The organism is Streptomyces sp. GL_141, from assembly GCF_057834385.1.
In genome coordinates this window covers 1,223,840-1,239,660 of the sequence record NZ_CM174402.1, presented here as the reverse complement: position 1 = coordinate 1,239,660, position 15,821 = coordinate 1,223,840, and the positions used below count along the sequence as shown (strand labels likewise).

At 73.1% G+C, this 15,821-nt stretch carries 14 protein-coding genes; 3 read left to right on the top strand and 11 right to left on the bottom strand.

Going from position 1 to position 15,821, the window contains the following annotated elements; translation table 11 throughout:
• Nucleotides 1-26 precede the first annotated feature (26 nt).
• A complete protein-coding gene (locus tag AC3IX6_RS05400) occupies nt 27-590 on the bottom strand; it encodes a toxin-antitoxin system, toxin component (RefSeq protein WP_489369104.1) in 564 nt (187 codons plus the stop codon).
• Nucleotides 587-1,645, bottom strand: a complete 1,059-nt coding sequence (locus tag AC3IX6_RS05395) for a hypothetical protein (protein WP_489369103.1) — start codon at nt 1,643-1,645, stop codon at nt 587-589. The genes AC3IX6_RS05400 and AC3IX6_RS05395 overlap by 4 nt, the downstream gene beginning before the upstream one ends.
• 292 nt (nt 1,646-1,937) lie before the next feature.
• On the opposite strand from AC3IX6_RS05395, the gene AC3IX6_RS05390 reads away from it, so the two are divergent.
• Nucleotides 1,938-2,360 (top strand): hypothetical protein, encoded by a 423-nt coding sequence (locus tag AC3IX6_RS05390; protein ID WP_489369102.1) that lies wholly within the window; start codon nt 1,938-1,940, stop codon nt 2,358-2,360.
• Here AC3IX6_RS05390 and AC3IX6_RS05385 read toward each other — a convergent pair.
• On the bottom strand, nt 2,346-3,197 hold the full coding sequence (locus tag AC3IX6_RS05385; protein WP_489369101.1) for a helix-turn-helix domain-containing protein: 852 nt from the start codon (nt 3,195-3,197) through the stop codon (nt 2,346-2,348). The two genes, AC3IX6_RS05390 and AC3IX6_RS05385, sit on opposite strands and share 15 nt — an antisense overlap.
• Before the next feature lie 37 nt (nt 3,198-3,234).
• Nucleotides 3,235-5,049: a hydroxysqualene dehydroxylase gene (locus AC3IX6_RS05380; protein ID WP_489369100.1), complete on the bottom strand. Its 1,815-nt coding sequence runs from the start codon at nt 5,047-5,049 to the stop codon at nt 3,235-3,237.
• 273 nt (nt 5,050-5,322) lie between these two features.
• On the opposite strand from AC3IX6_RS05380, the gene AC3IX6_RS05375 reads away from it, so the two are divergent.
• Complete coding sequence (locus AC3IX6_RS05375) at nt 5,323-5,628, top strand: 4a-hydroxytetrahydrobiopterin dehydratase (protein ID WP_489369099.1); 306 nt, start codon at nt 5,323-5,325, stop codon at nt 5,626-5,628.
• A gap of 29 nt (nt 5,629-5,657) precedes the next feature.
• Entirely contained in the window at nt 5,658-6,416 is a 759-nt protein-coding gene (locus AC3IX6_RS05370; RefSeq protein WP_489369098.1) for a class I SAM-dependent methyltransferase, read from the top strand.
• A 123-nt stretch (nt 6,417-6,539) separates the two neighbouring features.
• Here AC3IX6_RS05370 and AC3IX6_RS05365 read toward each other — a convergent pair whose 3' ends face one another.
• The 7 genes from AC3IX6_RS05365 to AC3IX6_RS05335 form a co-directional block, all read right to left on the bottom strand.
• Entirely contained in the window at nt 6,540-6,980 is a 441-nt protein-coding gene (locus AC3IX6_RS05365; protein WP_489369097.1) for an RICIN domain-containing protein, read from the bottom strand.
• A 7-nt stretch (nt 6,981-6,987) separates the two neighbouring features.
• The gene (locus AC3IX6_RS05360) at nt 6,988-7,836 is read right to left on the bottom strand and encodes an aldo/keto reductase (RefSeq protein WP_489369096.1); all 849 of its coding nucleotides are present in this window, start codon (nt 7,834-7,836) and stop codon (nt 6,988-6,990) included.
• Between the two features lie 156 nt (nt 7,837-7,992).
• Nucleotides 7,993-8,766 carry an ABC transporter ATP-binding protein gene (locus AC3IX6_RS05355; protein WP_489369095.1) on the bottom strand — a complete coding sequence of 258 codons (774 nt, stop codon included), beginning with the start codon at nt 8,764-8,766 and terminating at the stop codon, nt 7,993-7,995.
• Nucleotides 8,763-11,774, bottom strand: a complete 3,012-nt coding sequence (locus AC3IX6_RS05350) for an ABC transporter permease subunit (protein ID WP_489369094.1) — start codon at nt 11,772-11,774, stop codon at nt 8,763-8,765. Before AC3IX6_RS05350 ends, AC3IX6_RS05355 begins: the two co-directional genes overlap by 4 nt.
• Before the next feature lie 16 nt (nt 11,775-11,790).
• Complete coding sequence (locus AC3IX6_RS05345) at nt 11,791-13,053, bottom strand: ABC transporter substrate-binding protein (RefSeq protein WP_489369093.1); 1,263 nt, start codon at nt 13,051-13,053, stop codon at nt 11,791-11,793.
• A gap of 144 nt (nt 13,054-13,197) precedes the next feature.
• Complete coding sequence (locus AC3IX6_RS05340) at nt 13,198-15,021, bottom strand: AMP-dependent synthetase/ligase (RefSeq protein WP_489369092.1); 1,824 nt, start codon at nt 15,019-15,021, stop codon at nt 13,198-13,200.
• A 137-nt stretch (nt 15,022-15,158) separates the two neighbouring features.
• Nucleotides 15,159-15,818: an NADPH-dependent F420 reductase gene (locus AC3IX6_RS05335; RefSeq protein ID WP_489369091.1), complete on the bottom strand. Its 660-nt coding sequence runs from the start codon at nt 15,816-15,818 to the stop codon at nt 15,159-15,161.
• Between the last annotated feature and the right edge of the window lie 3 nt (nt 15,819-15,821).

The following is a 15,821-nucleotide window of genomic DNA, read 5'->3' as shown; positions in this document are numbered from 1 at the left end:
GCCGGGTGTGGTCGTCGGGGCCGCGCTCAACGCCCCCAGCCGAACGAGCTCTTGATCCGTTCGACGGCTTCGGGGACCTGCTCTTCCCGCGGTGGCGGGAGGAATGCCTGGAGGATCTTGCCGAGGTGCAGCCCGAAGGTCTCCGCGCGGATCTCCGCCGGATCCTCCTGGTCGGCACGGGCGGCCGTCTGCCGGACGACCGAGCCCAGCCCGCGGTCGGAGCCCAGCATGTCGGAGAGGCTGCCGTGGGGGCCCGTCAGCCGGGCGGCCACCGCCATGCCGGGGCCGTGGCGGCCGCAGGTGCCCTCGTCCACGTGCCACAGCTCGTGGCAGGCGATGACGAGCTGGTGCTCGGGCCGGGTGCGCTCCTCGATGACGAGGAGGTCGCGGTCCTCCATCCCGAGCCACAGCCCGCTGGCGGTGTCGGGCGGGAAGGGGGCGAACCGGAACTCGACCCGGCGCCCGTCGCGGACGCGCCCGTAGGCGGTGCAGAGGCTCCCGATGATCTCGGCCGCCCCGGCGGGAGGGGTCAGGCAGGCCGTCGCCAGCAGGTCGTCGCCGAGCTTCCGCATGGCCCGTGTGGTCTTCATCGCGCTCCCTCTTCGGAACTGCGGTCGATGTCGTCGGCGCCGCCCGGCGCGGGCGGTGCGGCCGGTGCGGGCGGTACGGCCGGGCGGCCCAACTGCCCTTCCCGGGCGAGCAGATCGTCCAGGTGGTCCGCCAGCGACTTCCAGCCGTCCGGTGAGAGCCGGCCCGCCCGGGTCACGATGCTGCGCACGTCGTGCGCCCGCATCACGGCGAGCATCGGGTTCTCGGCGGGCCGTTGCGCGGATTCCAGTTCGCGCTCGATCCCGGCGAGGCAGGCGGCCAGCGCCTCGGCGTCCCCGGCCATCAGGAAGCCGCTCTCGACCCCGTAGAAGCGCTGGATTCCGGCGGCCGCCGCGAGGTTCGGGAGCCCCTCGCCCTGGGTGAGGCGGGTCAGCGACTGGCCCGAGGCGCAGAAGGAGCCGGCGATGGCGGAGAGGGAGTGGGCCTGTCCGTCGTCCCGGGGGCGGGTGCGGCGCAGGTGCTCGAAGCGGCTGCGCACCTGCTCCTTGAGCGGGAGCCGGGGCGGTCTGCCGTCGAGAGTGAGCCGGATGTCCTGCGGGGTGATGCCGGTGAGGTAGGAGAGGTGTTCGAGGTCGCCCGTGGCGCCCTCCGCCCGGCCCCCGGGCCCGGCCGTGGCCAGGGCGCGCTCCACCGCGCTCTTGCTGTCGGCGAGCAGGAATCCGGGGTAGACCCCGAAGAACCGCTGTACGCCCGCCGCGTGGCCGAGCCGGGGAAGTCCGGTGCCCGCGTTGAGCGGGCCGAGGGAGGCGCCGGGGGCGTCGAAGTCCTCGGCGATCGCGGCGAGCGACCACTCCCTGCCGTGTTTGTCGCGCCGGGTGGCGCGCAGCCGCAGGAAGCGCTGGTGCACCCGGTCGCAGAGCGGCAGCTCGGGGGCGGTGCCCGCCAGCACCGCGGGAACGCGGTCCGGGGCGACCCCGGACAGGTGGCTGAGCCGCTCCGCGGCGAGCACCCGTGCCGGGTCCTGGCCGTGTCGCTCCGCCGACGCCACGACACGGGCCCAGGCCGCGGTGAGGTCAGGCCGGTCGGCGGCTCGCACCAGGCGTTTCTCCGTCAGCAGAGAGGGGGTTCGATGTGGTTGCTCTGCGTGAAGCCTATCCCCCCACTTCGTGGCCGAACAGGAGTACCCCCCACCTTTCTTTCCGTCCGCCTCAAAAAAGGTGGGGCCCCCACGCATCGGAGGGCGCCCATTACTCCGGAGGTAATCGACCCGGCGGGGGCCGCGGCGCCACAGTGGAGGCATCGGGTTCCGGGGCCGCGCACTCGGCTCCGGGGCCCGGGTCGTCCGTACTCCACCAGCGCAATCGACCCTCGACGGAGGCTGATCCGCCATGTCCGCAACCCTGTTCACCGCCGTAGCCCGCACCACCGTCCCGCAGACCGCGCTGCGCCGGTTCCTCGCCCTCGACGCCGTCGTCAGCGGCGGCAACGGGCTCGCCTACGTCGCCTTCTCCGCGCCCCTCGGCCGACTGCTCGGCCTCGACCAGGGGCTGCTGCTGGGACTCGGGGTGTTCATGCTGTTCTACGGGGCGGGCGTCGGCCTGCTGGCCTCGCGCCGGCAGCCCCCGGCCTTCCCCGTCAAGCTCGTCATCGAAGGCAACTGGGCCTGGGCCGCGCTCAGCCTCGTCGCCCTCGTCGTCTGGTTCACGCCCACCACCGCCGGGGCGGTGTGGATCCCGGCGCAGGCGCTCATCGTCGCCTCCTTCGCCCTCCTCCAGCAGCTCGCGCTGCGCGCGGGCTCAGGGCGACAGTGATCGCAGGTACTTCACCGTCGCCGGGTCGGCCGGCAGGAGGGTCTCGATGGCCAGCTCGGCGACCGTCACGTCCATCGGGGTGTTGAAGGTGGAGATGGAGGACACGAAGGAGAGCAGGTGCCCGTCGTGCTCGATCCGCAGGGGGAGCGCGAGGTACGCGACGGCCTCCACCGGGCCGTCCTGGTGCGGCCAGTCCTGGTGCGGCCCGTCCTCGTGCGGCCCGTCCTCGCCGGGCCCCACCGCAGAGGCGGGCGGCGGATAGGCCGACACCTCCTCGTACAGCGCGCGCAGCGGCGCCGAACGGGCCAGTGCGATCTGCCGCTCCATCTGGGCCAGCAGATGCCCCCGCCACTCGCGCAGGTTGCGGATCCGGGAGGCGAGGCCCTCCGGGTGCAGGGTCAGCCGCATCGCGTTGAGGGGGCCGGCCAGCAGGTGCTCCGGCATCCCCTCCATCAGCATCAGGATGCCCCGGTTGGCGGCCACCACGTCGTACGTGGCGTTCACCACCAGCGCCGGATACGGCTCGTAGCCGGTCAGCAGCCGCTCCAGCCCCTCGCGCAGCACCTCCATCGAGGGGTCGTCCAGCGGGGTGTGCGCGTACCGGGGCGCGTAACCCGCCGCCACCAGAAGGGCGTTGCGGTCCCGCACCGGGACGTCCAGCCGGTCGGCGAGCCGCAGCACCATCTCCTCGCTCGGCCGGGACCGGCCCGTCTCCACGAAGCTGATGTGCCGGGAGGAGGAGTCGGCGCGGCCCGCCAGCTCCAGCTGGCTGAGCCCGCGCCGCTCCCGCCAGGTGCGCAGCAGGGCGCCGACCGTCAGGGGCGCAGCAGTCGTCATACCGCGACGGTAGCCCAGCCGCGCGACCGCGGCCCGTTCACCCCACGTCGAAGACGTTCCGCAGACCGAGACGGTAGCGCCACAGGTCGTGCCGCTTGGCGGACTCCACCTCGGGGGCCCGGTACAGCGGCCGGACCGTGCACCGGGGAGCCGCTGAACCATCCCTGTCCAGAAGGGAGTTGACCGCCGCCCGGGCCGAGGCGTTGGCCCCTTCCATCGTCGCCAGGTCGATGTCGACGGACACGTAGTCCCCGCTGAGGAAGAAGTTCGGGATCCGGGTGCCCGCGCTCGGCCGGTTGTGGAAGGTCCCGGCCGGGTGGATCAGCAGCTCGTCCTGGTTGGTCGGGTGGGGGGTGCCGATCCCGTCCACCCCCGGGTCCAGGAACCACGAGTGCAGCTTTCCGTCCGACAACAGGGTCTTCCCGGTGTCGTTGAGCGAGGCCTTCAGCTGCGCCCACACCTCGCGGGCGACCTCCTCGCGGGTGCACTGCTTGGCCGTCTTCCCGTAGAGGATCCCGGGCTTGTCCCACTCCGAGATGTCCACCGACAGGCAGTCCACGGCCGTACCGTCCCCGTAGTCGGCGGGGAAGTTCCGCGCCGGCCAGTGCTCGGCCTGCTGGATCGCCGTCAACGACCAGGGCGAGTCGATGCAGTTGAGGTGACCGTGGACGAGGGGTGCGCGCTCGGTGAGGTAGAACTGGATGCCCGTCATCCAGTCGGTCCGCAGCAGGTCGCACCGCCCGAGCATCGGGTCGGCCGCGCGCAGCGCCGCGCTCCAGGTGCGGCGGGCGTGTTCGACGGGCAGCGCGCTGACGTAGTGGTCCGCGGTGACGGTCCGGACGGCTCCGGCCGGATCCTCGACGATGACCCCGCTCGCGCGGCCGTTCGCGTACCGGACCTCGCGCACCGTCCAGCCGATGTTGAACTCCACGCCCAGCGCGCGCAGATGGGCCTCCCACGGGTCGATCCACGCCTCGTTGGTGGGCAGGTTCAGGATCCGGTCCGGCGGGCCGTCGGCGCCGCGGCCCAGCAGGTTGAAGACGAAGGCCTCGCCGAGCGTGCCGACGGTACGGGTCGAGGCCTCCTCGGCCTTGGTGGCCACGATGTTGCGGGTGACGCCGATGGCGAGGATCCGCTGGTACTCGCTCGACATCCGCGCGGCCCGGGTGAACTCCCACCACGGGGTGCGCTCCCACTGCTCGTTGCGCCGTTCGTCGCAGCTGGTGAGGAAGACCAGCGCACGGTCGACGAAGTACGCCGTCTCGTGGAGCGGGAGGCGGACCAGCGACTGGAGGATGCCGGTGAGGGCCCGGCGCAGCTCGTCGGGGGTCAGCTCGGCGGGGGAGTGGTCCGGCCAGGGGATGGGCGCGCGCAGGTCCTCGCGGCCGGCCGCCCGGGCGAACATCATCTCGCGCGGGGCGACCAGATTGTCCCAGACCCCGTTGGCGTTGCCGGGGAAGGGGATGCGCCGCATCGTGTCCGGCAGGTTGTGGTAGATCCCCGGGATGAAACGGAATCCGTGCTCGGCGGGGAGCGGGCGGCGCCCGCCCCGGGCACTGCCGGGGACGTCCATGCTGCGGGCCTTGCCGCCGAGCGCCCGGCGCTCGTACACGGTGACGGCGTAGCCGCGTTCGGCCAGTTCGTGCGCGGCGGTGAGGCCGGCGACCCCGCCGCCGAGGACGGCCACGCGGTGTCCCTGCCCGGCCGCGGCGGGTCCCGCGGCGGCGGCTCCGGCGGTGGTCCCGGTGGCGGCCTCGGCCGTGGCCGGGAGGCTCCCGGCGGCCGATAACGCGCCCGCGGTGGCGGCGGCCCCCGCGATGAAGGTGCGCCTGGAGTTTCCTGTGCGCGTCACGTTGATGCTCCCTCGATGCCGTCGACGTCCGGCGCCATGCCGGCGGGCGCTCTGACCGGCGGGCAGTATTACCGGCGGTAACAGTCACGTCCGGCGCAGGAGCATAGGGGCGGCGCGCTGGTCACGGAAGGCGCGGAAGTACCCGCACGCACTATGGCGCGAAACCTTCCCTCCGGTCCGGGCTGTGGGAACCTTGACTCCACGTCAGGTCAATCGGGCAGACGCGTACGTCGGGTACGTCGTGGATGTCGTGTACGGGGAAGGAGCCTGCGGATGTCGAGAGAGCCGCTTTCGCAGAAGGAGATCGAGGACCGGCTGAGGGAACTCCCCGGCTGGGCCTTCGAGGACGACCGGATCGTCCGGACCTACCGCCTGGGCAGCCACTTCGCGGCGAGCGCGCTGGTCAGCCATATCGCCAGCGTGCAGCAGGAGTTGAACCACCACTCCGACCTCACCCTCGGCTACAACACGGTCCGCCTCTCCGTGAACACGCACGACGCCGGGGACTCCGTCACCGACGCCGACTTCGCCCTCGCCGAGCGCGTCGAATCCCTGGCCCCCGCCCACGGCGCCGCCTGATGCCGGAAGCACCACCCATGCCCATGCCCATGCCCTCGCTGAGACCGCTCCTCGACTACGACGCCGAGGCCGGGGCCTACGACGCCACCCGCGGCGGGGTCCCGCGCGCCGAGGCCGCCGCCGCGGCGGTCCTCGGCCTGCTCCCGCCGGACACCGTCACCCTGCTCGACCTCGGCTGCGGCACGGGCATCGTCAGCACCCGCATCGCCGCCGCCCGCCCGGGCCTGCGCGCCCTCGGCGCGGACACCTCGTACGGGATGGCCGCCATGGCGCGCTCCCGGGGGATCCCGGTGGTCCTCGCCTCCGGGACCCGGCTCCCGTTCCGCACGGGCTCGCTCGACGCGGTCAGCGCGGTCTGGCTGCTGCACCTGCTGCGCTCACCGGGCCTGGTGGCCGCCGTGATCGCGGAGGCCGGGCGGGTGCTGCGGCCCGGCGGGGTGTTCGTCACCACCGTCGACAAGGACGCCGCCCACGACGTGGGCAGCGACATCGACGCGGTGCTCGCCGAGCACCTCACCGCGACCCCCGCCGACTCCGCCCAGGCCGTCACCGGCCACGCGGCCGCGGTGGGCCTGCACCCCGCCGGCGAAACCCTCTTCACCGGCCACGGCCAGGGCCGCACCCCGCGCGGGGCCGCGGAAGCGCTGCTCGCCGGGCGGTACGCCTCCCGGGTCCACCCGCGCGGGATCACCCCGCGCGAGCTCGCGGACCGGCTGGAACTCCTGCCCGGCCCGGACACCCCGCGCGCGGAGCCGACGTACCGGCTGCACGGCTTCGTACGGGCCTGACCGGCGGGGACGAGGGCGCGGGGGCGAGGGCACGGACACGAGGGCGCGGGCAGGAGCGACCGGGCGGCTCTTGCCCGGCCGCCTTGCCCCGGCCGCCTTGCCCCGGCCCCCGCCCCGCCGCCGTCAGGCGGGCTCCAGGCGCCACCACTGCGCCGGGGAGTCGGTGTCCTCGCACTGCCGGGCCCGTCCCTCCTCGTCGGCCTCCAGCGGCAGGCCGCTGATGGCGGCGATCAGTGAGACCACGCCGGGGTCGTCGAGGTGCTCCTCCACGACCCACTCCTGCGCCCCGAAGGCGTTCGCCTTCCACACCTGGACCCGGGTGCCGCTCTCGGTCGAGGCGTTCGCGACGTCGAGCCGCTTGCCGTTGTGGACGCTGACCAGGTGGAAGATCCCGCCGCCGCTGTGCACCGGAGTGATCTCCCACTGCCGGGCCTCGGCCGGCTCGCCGTCCGGCCCGACCCAGACCCGGTTGCCGCTCTCCACCTGGAGCAGCAGCCCGCTCGCGGCATTGCGGATCCGGTAGACGCCGTCGGGCGCCTTGGTCCCTCTCGTCGGCTCGCTCACCGGCGGCTCAGTAGTCGAACTCGGCCGGGTCGGGACCGATCCGGCGGCCCGCCCCACCCGCACCGAGCGCGTCCAGCGCGGCCACGTCCTCGGCGTCCAGCTCGAAGCCGAAGACGTCGAGGTTCTCCCGGATCCGCGCCGGGGTCACGGACTTCGGGATCACGACGTTGCCCAGCTGGAGGTGCCAGCGCAGGACCACCTGGGCGGCCGAGCGGCCGTGCTTGGCGGCGATCGCCGTGACGGCGGGCAGGGTCAGCAGGTCCTTGCCCTGGCCGAGCGGGGACCAGGCCTCGGTGGCGATGCCCAGACGTGCGTGCAGGGCGCGCAGCTCGGTCTGGGGGAGCAGCGGATGCAGCTCGATCTGGTTCACGGCCGGGACCAGGGAGCTCTCGGCGCCGAGCCGTTCCAGGTCGGCGGGGCGGAAGTTGGACACGCCGACGGCCTTGGCGCGGCCGCTCCGCGCGATCTCCTCGAAGGTCTTCCAGATGGCGAGGAAGTCGTCGCGCATCGGGCGCGGCCAGTGGATCAGGTACAGGTCGATCTCGTCGAGGCCCAGCTTGGCGAGCGAGGCGTCGAACTCGCGCAGCACGTTGTCCCGGCCCCAGGTCTCGGACTTCCCGTTCCACAGCTTGGTGGTGACGAAGAGCTCCTCGCGCGGCACCCCGGCGGAGGCGATGGCCTTGCCGGTGCCCTCCTCGTTGCCGTAGATGGCGGCCGTGTCGATGCTGCGGTAGCCCGCCTCCAGCGCGGTACGGACGGCCTGCTCCGCCTCGGCGTCCGGAACCTGCCAGACGCCGTAGCCGAGCTGGGGCATGAGCGTGCCGTTGTTGAGCTTGATGCCGGGGACCTGGTTCACGTGGGTCGTTCCCTCTGGTCGTCGCTGGTGCGGGTGCTGACGGTCGGTACGGACGCTGGCGCGCAGGCCCGTACGACCGGCGACAACCGGGCCCCGGCGTGGCCTATTCCCGCCGTACGGGTGAATTCGTACGGCGGGAACAGGACAGGTCACGCCCTACGCCCCCAGGTACGCCTCGCGGACCAGCGCGTTGGCCCGTACTTCGGCGGCCGTGCCCTCGGCGAGGACGGTGCCCAGGTCCAGGACGACCACCCGGGTGCAGAGGTCCATCACGAAGGCGACGTTGTGCTCGACCAGCAGCACCGCGCAGCCCTCCTCCTCGGCGAGCCGGCGCACGACCGCCGCCAGCTGCTCGCGTTCGGGCGCGGACATGCCCGACGCGGGCTCGTCCAGGAGCAGCACCCGGGGCGGATCGGCCACGGCGCGGGCCAGCTCGACCATCCGGGCCCGCCCCACCGGCAGACCGCCGGCGTACGCGTCCCCGAGCGCGCCGATGCCGCAGTCGGCCAGCACCCGCGCGGCCCGCTCCCGCCGCTCCCGCTCCCGGCGCCGCCGGGTGGGCGAGGCGACCAGATCGGCGGCGAGGCCGCCGCCCCCGCCCCGCCACTCCTGGGCGACCAGGACGTTGTCGGCGACGCTGAGCTGCCCGAACAGCTGCTGGCGCTGGAAGGTCCGGCGCATTCCGTGCCGGGCCCGCCAGACGGGGGAGCGCCGGGTGACGTCCACCCCGTCGAGCAGCATCCGGCCCTGGTCGGGCCGCCGGATCCCGGACAGGACGTCGAACAGGGTGGTCTTCCCGGCCCCGTTCGGCCCGATCAGCCCGCACACCTCGCCGGCCCGGATCCCGAGGTCCACGCCCGTCAGCGCCCTGACCCCGCCGAACCGGACACTGACGCCGCGGGCCTCCAGCACATAGGGGTCCTCTCTCATGTCGCCATCCCCAGGTAGGCCTCGGTCAGCCGGTCCGCCTCCACCTCGGAGCGCGGGCCGCACCAGGAGACCCGGCCCTGCGCGAGGTAGGCGACGGTGTCGGCGATCCCGAGGATCTCGGCCGCCTTCTCCTCCACCAGCAGCAGCGCGGTGCCGGCGGCGCGGAGCTCCATGAGCAGCCCGTACACCTCGTCCACCACGCGCGGGGCGAGCCCGAGGGACGGCTCGTCCGCGATCAGCACCCCGGGCGGCCGCTGCAACAGCGGTGCCAGGGCCAGCATTTGCTGTTCCCCGCCGGACAACGACCCGGCGGTGACCGTGCGGCGCTCGCGGAGCCGGGGGAACCGGTCGTAGACGGCGGCGCGTTCGGCAGGGTCCCTCAGGTAGAGGGAGAGGTTCTCCTCGATGCTGAGCGAGGGGAAGATCCCCCGCCCCTCGGGGGCCAGCAGCACCCCGGCCCGGGAGCGGCCCACGGCGCCGTCACGGGTGGCGTCCCGCCCGTCGACGAGCACGGTCCCGCCGACGACGGCCAGCGCTCCGGCCGCCACCCGGCAGGCGGTGCTCTTCCCGGCCCCGTTGGGCCCGAGCACGGCGAGGATCTCGCCGCGCCGCACGACGAGGTCCACCCCGTGCAGCACGAGCCCCCCGTCGTACCCGGCGGTGACGCCGCGCAGCTCCAGCGACGGCGGTTCGGCGGGTGGCTCCGCCGGTCGTGCGGAGGTGAGCCCGACTGCGGGTGCTTGCCCTGCGTGCGGCAGTTCCCCGGTGCGCTCAAACGCCGCGCGGGCTGGATTCGCAGAGCGAATCTCAGCCCCTCCGGCGTTTGAGGAGCGGGGGTCCGGGGGCGGAGCCCCCGAAGGGTCCGGGCGGAGCCCGGTTTCGGGAAGGGGCGGGGTGGGGGAAAGCCCCGCAGGGCCCACCCCGGCTCCGCCACCGACCCGAGCCGCGGGAACGGCTCCGGCTCCGGCCTGGGCCCCGGCCCCGGCTCCGGCCAAGGCCTCGGCTCCGGCTCCGGCCAAGGCCTCGGCTCCGGCTCCGGCTCCGGCAGAGGTCAGGGCCCCGGCCCCGGCGGAGGCCAAGGCGGCGGGACCGGTCGCGGAAGCTGCCCGGCGGCGGGCCAGGCGGACCGGGAGCGCCGCGCAGTAGCCGTCGGGATCGTTGGCCAGGGCCAACCCCGCCAGTCCGAACAGGATCACCGGCAGATGCGCCGACTCCGTCACGTAGTCCGCCATGATCCGCGGCGCGACGGCGAAGACCAGCCCCGCCACCACCGCGTACTGCGGCCTGCGCACACCCGCCGCGACGACCACCGCCAGCCACACCAGCCCGGTCATCGCCGTGAAGTCCGTAGCGGTGATGCGGGTGTTGTACGAGGCGTACATGACGCCTCCGAACCCGGCCAGCCCCGCCGACAGCGTGAACAGCAGCAGCTTCGTCCGCAGCACGGACACCCCGGAGGCCATCGCGGCCGCGGGGGCCGACCGTACGGCGAGCATGGCCCGGCCCGAGGGGGAGCCCCGCAGCGCGCTCAGCCCGGCGGCGACCGCCGCGACCAGGACGAGCAGGGCCACGCCCAGTGCCCGGTCGTCGGACAGGTCCACGGGCCCGATGACGGGGCGCGGGATCGACCACCCGGAGTCCCCGTTGCGCAGCCACCGCATCTGGAAGAGCACCTGGTCCGCCAGGAAGGCCAGGGCCAGCGTCGCCAGTGCCAGGGAGCGCCCGCCGAGCCTCAGCGCGGGCAGCGCGACCAGCGCGCCCAGGACGGCGGCCACGCACGTGCCGACGGCCAGGGCCGCGATGAAGGGCCACCCGCGGCTCATCAGCAGCCCGGCCACCAGCGCGGCCCCGGTCACGAAGGTGCCCTGGGCCAGGGACACCATCGCCCCGAGCCCGGTGACCACGGTGAAGGACATGAACACCAGGGCCAGCGCGAGCCCCTGGGCGAGGAGCCCGCTCCAGAACGGGGTGGTCACGGTGTAGAAGGCCGTGGCCAGCAGGACGGCGCCCGCGGCCCACACCTCCCACCGCCGCACCCACGGGGCCCCGGCCAGATGGTCGGGCGAGGCCACGTCCACGGCGGCGGTCCCGGCGGCCCGGGCCCGCCGGGTGAGGACCAGCAGCCCCCCGAACAGGATCAGGAAGGGCACGGCCGTCCTGAAGCCGGTGATGGAGTCGGCGAAGGACGCGTAGCCGACGACCAGGTTCTGCAGGACGCCGAGCCCCAGCCCGCCCGCGAAGGCGAGCGGGACGGAGGCGAACCGTCCGATGACGGCCGCCGTGGCCGACACGAACAGGAACAGCGTGAAATCGTGCGCGGACAGCCCCAGCAGCGGAGTCGCCAGGACCCCCGCCAGCCCGGCCAGCCCCGAGGCGATCATCCACGCCACCGAGGACAGCCGGTCGGCGTCGATCCCGCGCAGCTCGGTGAGCGAGCGGTTGTCGACGGCGGCCCGCAGCCGCAGCCCGAGCCGGGTGTGCCGCATCAGCACCCACAGGGCGACCGCCACCAGGGCGGTGGCCACCCAGGTGATCAGCTGGTCGGAGTCGATGCCCACGTCCGTGGTGAGCTGCCAGGACGTGGCGGGGCTCGGCCCCACCCCCGGCAGCCCGAACTGGTTCTCCGCCGGCTTGAGCGGCGCTCCCGCGGCGGTCAGGAGTTCCACCGTCCACAGCCCGGCCGCCGGCAGGGCCACCAGCAGTCCGATGGTGGCCACGATCTGGGCCGTCTCGCCGACTTGCGCGAGCCGCCGGAACATCAGCCGGTCCAGCGCCCACCCGAGCCCGGGTGCCAGGACGAGGACCACCAGCAGCGCCGCCGGGACGGCCGGCCAGCCGAGCCCGGAGTGCAGTTCGTAGAAGGCGAGCGCGCACAGGTAGGCGGTGGCCCCGTGCGCGAAGTTGAACAGCCCGGACGCCGAGTACGACAGCACCAGCCCGGTGGCCAGCAGTGCGTACAGGGCGCCGGACACCAGACCGCTCAGTACGAAGGCGAGCAGATCTCCCATTCCGTTTCCCGTACCCCTACTTGAAGGGGATGGGCTCGTAGCACTTGAACGGTACGGAGACCTCGTACGCGCCGTTCTTCAGCTGGACGAGCGCCCCGCAGCCGAAGCTGTCCTTCTGGCCCTTGGGCTCCGCGCGGTTGCCGACGAGGGTGTCGGTGTCGGAGAAGCCCTGCGCGGCGGCCTGGAAGGACTCGACGGTCAGGTTCTTGCCGGCCTTCTGCGCGATCGACACGAACAGGTCGGCCGACATGTACCCGGTCAGCATGTGCATGTTGAGCGGCACCTCCAGCCCGCCCGACGCGGCCTTGATGTCGGCCTTGAACTGGGCCATCTTCGGGTTCGTCGACTCGAACGGCTCGAACTGCAGCAGCACGTGCACGCCGTCGAGGGCCTGCTTGGTGGCGTCCTGGGCGAGCAGACCCGGGTCGTAGTCGGTCGGGTCGGAGAGCAGCCCCTTGTACCCGCTGCGCTTGAGCGAGGTGAACAGCCCGATGTTGTTGGGGGTCTGCATGACGGAGACCACCGCGTCCGGAGCCTTGCCGTCGTTGCTCTCGAGGATCTCCTTGACGTACGCCGACCAGTCGCTCGGCACGGCGGTGCCGGGCACCGAGGCCTTGGCGTAGGAGACCTTGAACCCGGCGCTGGTGAAGCCCTGCTGGAAGGTGCGCACACCGAACTTCCCGGCGTCGCTGTCGTTGGCGATGATCGCGACCGACTTGCCCGCGGCGCCGCCGAGGACCTGGCCGATGCCCTCGGGCCAGGTCTGGTTGATGGTGCCGCCGGGGGTGGGGACGAGGCAGCCGTTGAACCCGTAGATGTACTTGGGGCCGCAGAAGGAGGGCAGCGTGCCCCAGCCGAAGGTGGGTACCTTCTCCTGCTCCAGGAAGTCGGCGCCGGAGAAGGTGACCGAGCTCATGGGGGAGACGGCGAAGACCTTGTCCTGCTGGACGAGTTTGCGGGCCGCCGCCAGGTTCTTGGCGGGGTCCTGTCCGTCGTCCTCGGCCCCGATGTAGTCGATCTTGCGGCCGTTGATCCCGCCCTCGGTGTTGGCTCTCGCGTAGCGGGCCTTCGCCCCGAGGTCGGTGGCCTTCTTGCTGTAGCCGCTGGCGCTGGTCATCGACACGAGGCCGCCGACCTTGATCGAGTCGGCGGTCACCCCGCGGGAGTTGCCGGCGGCTCCCGGCTTGTCCGGAGAAGCGCTGTTGGAGGCGGAGTTGCAGGCGGAGACGAGCGCGAGCGCCGCTGCCGCGGCGGCCAGGGTGCGGATCGGTCGCAACATGTGTGGATCCCCTCCGGTCGGAATCCCCGCATTCTGTGTGCGACCTGACGCATCGTCAATATCAACGACAAGTAAAGTGACGGCCCGTCAGGTAACGGTTCGGACCGATGGCGTGATCGCGCTGCGCCGTGCCGGTGGCGCCCGTCAGGACGGGTAGAGGGCCGCCACCTCCATGGCATAGGCCTTCTCTATGGCTCGCCGCTTCAGCTTCAGCGAGGGCGTCAGCAGCCCCCGCTCCTCGGTGAACTGCTCGGCCAGCACGCGGAACGTGCGGATCGACTCGGCCTGGGAGACCAGGGTGTTGGCCGCCACCACCGACCGGCGGACCTCCGCCGTCAGGTCGGGGTCGAGCACCAGCTCCGCCGCCGGCAGCCGGGGGCGGCCGCGCATCGCCATCCAGTGCGCGACCCCCTCCATGTCCAGGGTGAGCAGGGCCGCGATGTACGGACGGTCGTTGCCCACCAGGACGCACTGGGAGACGAGCGGATGCGAGCGGACCCGCTCCTCCAGGGCGGCCGGCGCGACGCTCTTGCCGTTGGAGGTCACCAGGATCTCCTTCTTGCGCCCCGTGATCGTGAGGTACCCGTCCGCGTCGAGACGCCCCAGGTCCCCCGTCGCCAGCCAGCCGTCCCGCAGGACGGCCTCCGTGGCGTGCGGGTCGTTGAGATACCCGGAGAAGACATGGGCTCCGTACAGCCAGATCTCCCCGTCCTCGGCGATGTGCACCGTGCCGCCGGGGATCGGCCGCCCGACGGTGCCGTACTTGATGGCCCCGGGCGGGTTCGCCGTGGCCGCCGCGCAGGACTCCGTCAGCCCGTAGCCCTCGAAGACCGTGACCCCGGCGCCGTCGAAGAACAGCCCCAGCCGGCGCGACATCGCCGAGCCGCCCGACATGGCGTACCGCACCCTGCCGCCCAGCGCCTCGCGGACCTTCCCGTACACCAGCTTCTCGAAGAGCTGGTGCTCCACGCGCAGTTTCGCCGAGGGCCCGGGCCCGATGCCGAACGCCTTCTGCTCGCGCGCCTCCGCGTACCGTACGGCCGTGTCCACCGCCCGGTCGAAGGGCCCCGTCCGGCCCTCCGTCTCGGCCTTGCGGCGGGCGGCGGCGAAGACCTTCTCGAAGACGTACGGCACCCCGAGCACGAAGGTGGGCCGGAACGCGGCCAGGTCCGGCAGCAGTTCGGCCGCCGCCAGCACCGGCTGGTGCCCGAGCTTGACCCGGGCGCGGACGGCCGCCACCTCCACCATCCGCCCGAAGACGTGGGCGAGCGGCAGGAACAGCAGGGTGGACGGCTGCTCTCCGGGCCGGGCCTGGAAGACGGACTCCCAGCGGGTCACCATCGTGTCGGCCTCGAACATGAAGTTGCCGTGGGTCAGCACACAGCCCTTGGGGCGGCCGGTGGTCCCCGAGGTGTAGATGACGGTGGCCGTCGCGTCGGGCGTCACCGCGCTCCGGTGGCGGTGCACCACGTCCTCGGCGACCTGGAGCCCGTCCTGGACGAGCCCGTCCACGGCGCCCGCGTCCAGCTGCCACAGCCGCAGCAGCCGCGGCAGCCGCTCGATCACCGACCCGACGGTCATGGCCTGGTCCTCGTCCTCCACCACGCAGGCCGTGCACTCGGAGTCGTACAGGATCCAGTGCACCTGCTCGGCGGAGGACGAGGGATAGACGGGGACCGGCTGGGCGCCGATCGCCCACAGGGCGAAGTCGAAGAGCGTCCACTCGTACCGGGTACGGGACATGATCGCGACCCGGTCCCCGAAGCGGATGCCCTGCGCCAGCAACCCCTTGGCGAGCCCGAGCACCTCGGCGGCCAGCTCGCCCGAGGTCACGTCCCCCCAGACCCCGTCCGACTTGCGGCCGAGCACGACCCGGCCGGGGTCCTCGCGGGCGTGCAGGAAGACGGCGTCGGCGAGGCCGCCGACGGGTGAGCCCGTGACGACCGGTGGGACGGTGATCTCGTGCAAGGCCCGCTCCTCTCCGTACGGCGCGGCGACGCTATCCCACGCCTACCCGCCAGTGATCACGGAAGGAAGACCTCCACAAGACCTCCTCAGCGGTGCGTTCAGGCGGTGCGTCCAGCCAGTGCGTCCAGGCGGTGCGTTCAGGACGTGCCGGGGGCCGTGACCACGGAGAGGTTGAAGTCCACCGGGCCGAGCACCCCGTAGAGGCGCAGCCAGAGCGCCATCAGGGCCTCGGTGGCGCGGGCGCTCGACAGGTCGCCGAGATCGGTGATCTGCTCGGGCGCCCAGCCGAAGGAGCGCAGGAGCGCGCTGGTCTCGGCCTTGGCGTCGGCGTCGTCGCCGCTCACGAACACGGTGTGGTGGCCCGGCACCCGGCCCGGCTCGACCATGACGGCATTGTTCATGGTGTTGAGCGTCTTGACGATCCGCGCCTCGGGAAACGCCTTCTGGAGCTGCTCGGCGACACTGTGGCCGTCGGGGGTGACCACCTTGGGCGGGAACCCCTCCGAGAAGTCCAGCGCGTTGGAGACGTCCACGACGGTCTTGCCCCGGAGGTTGCCGGCCCCGGCGGCCTCCAGTACGGCGAGCGAGACCAGCCCGCCGGTCGCGTTGACGACGAGCTCGGCCGAGGCGGCGGCATCGGCGAAGGTCCCGTGCCCACCGCCCGTCCCGGCCGCCCACCGCGCGGCATCGGTGTTGTCCGCCGTACGGGACCCCATCGTGACCTCGTGCCCGACCTCCACGAGCTTCCCCGCCAGCCGCTGCCCGACCTCACCCGTTCCCAGCACCGCGATCTTCACGTG

Excerpts from the sequence above, each read along its gene's own strand:
- AC3IX6_RS05400 (WP_489369104.1), bottom strand. The coding sequence starts at position 590 with ATGAAGACCACACGGGCCATGCGGAAGCTCGGCGACGACCTGCTGGCG.
- AC3IX6_RS05390 (WP_489369102.1), top strand. The coding sequence starts at position 1,938 with ATGTCCGCAACCCTGTTCACCGCCGTAGCCCGCACCACCGTCCCGCAG.
- AC3IX6_RS05385 (WP_489369101.1), bottom strand. The coding sequence starts at position 3,197 with ATGACGACTGCTGCGCCCCTGACGGTCGGCGCCCTGCTGCGCACCTGG.
- AC3IX6_RS05375 (WP_489369099.1), top strand. The coding sequence starts at position 5,323 with ATGTCGAGAGAGCCGCTTTCGCAGAAGGAGATCGAGGACCGGCTGAGG.
- AC3IX6_RS05370 (WP_489369098.1), top strand. The coding sequence starts at position 5,658 with ATGCCCTCGCTGAGACCGCTCCTCGACTACGACGCCGAGGCCGGGGCC.
- AC3IX6_RS05355 (WP_489369095.1), bottom strand. The coding sequence starts at position 8,766 with ATGAGAGAGGACCCCTATGTGCTGGAGGCCCGCGGCGTCAGTGTCCGG.
- AC3IX6_RS05350 (WP_489369094.1), bottom strand. The coding sequence starts at position 11,774 with ATGGGAGATCTGCTCGCCTTCGTACTGAGCGGTCTGGTGTCCGGCGCC.
- AC3IX6_RS05345 (WP_489369093.1), bottom strand. The coding sequence starts at position 13,053 with ATGTTGCGACCGATCCGCACCCTGGCCGCCGCGGCAGCGGCGCTCGCG.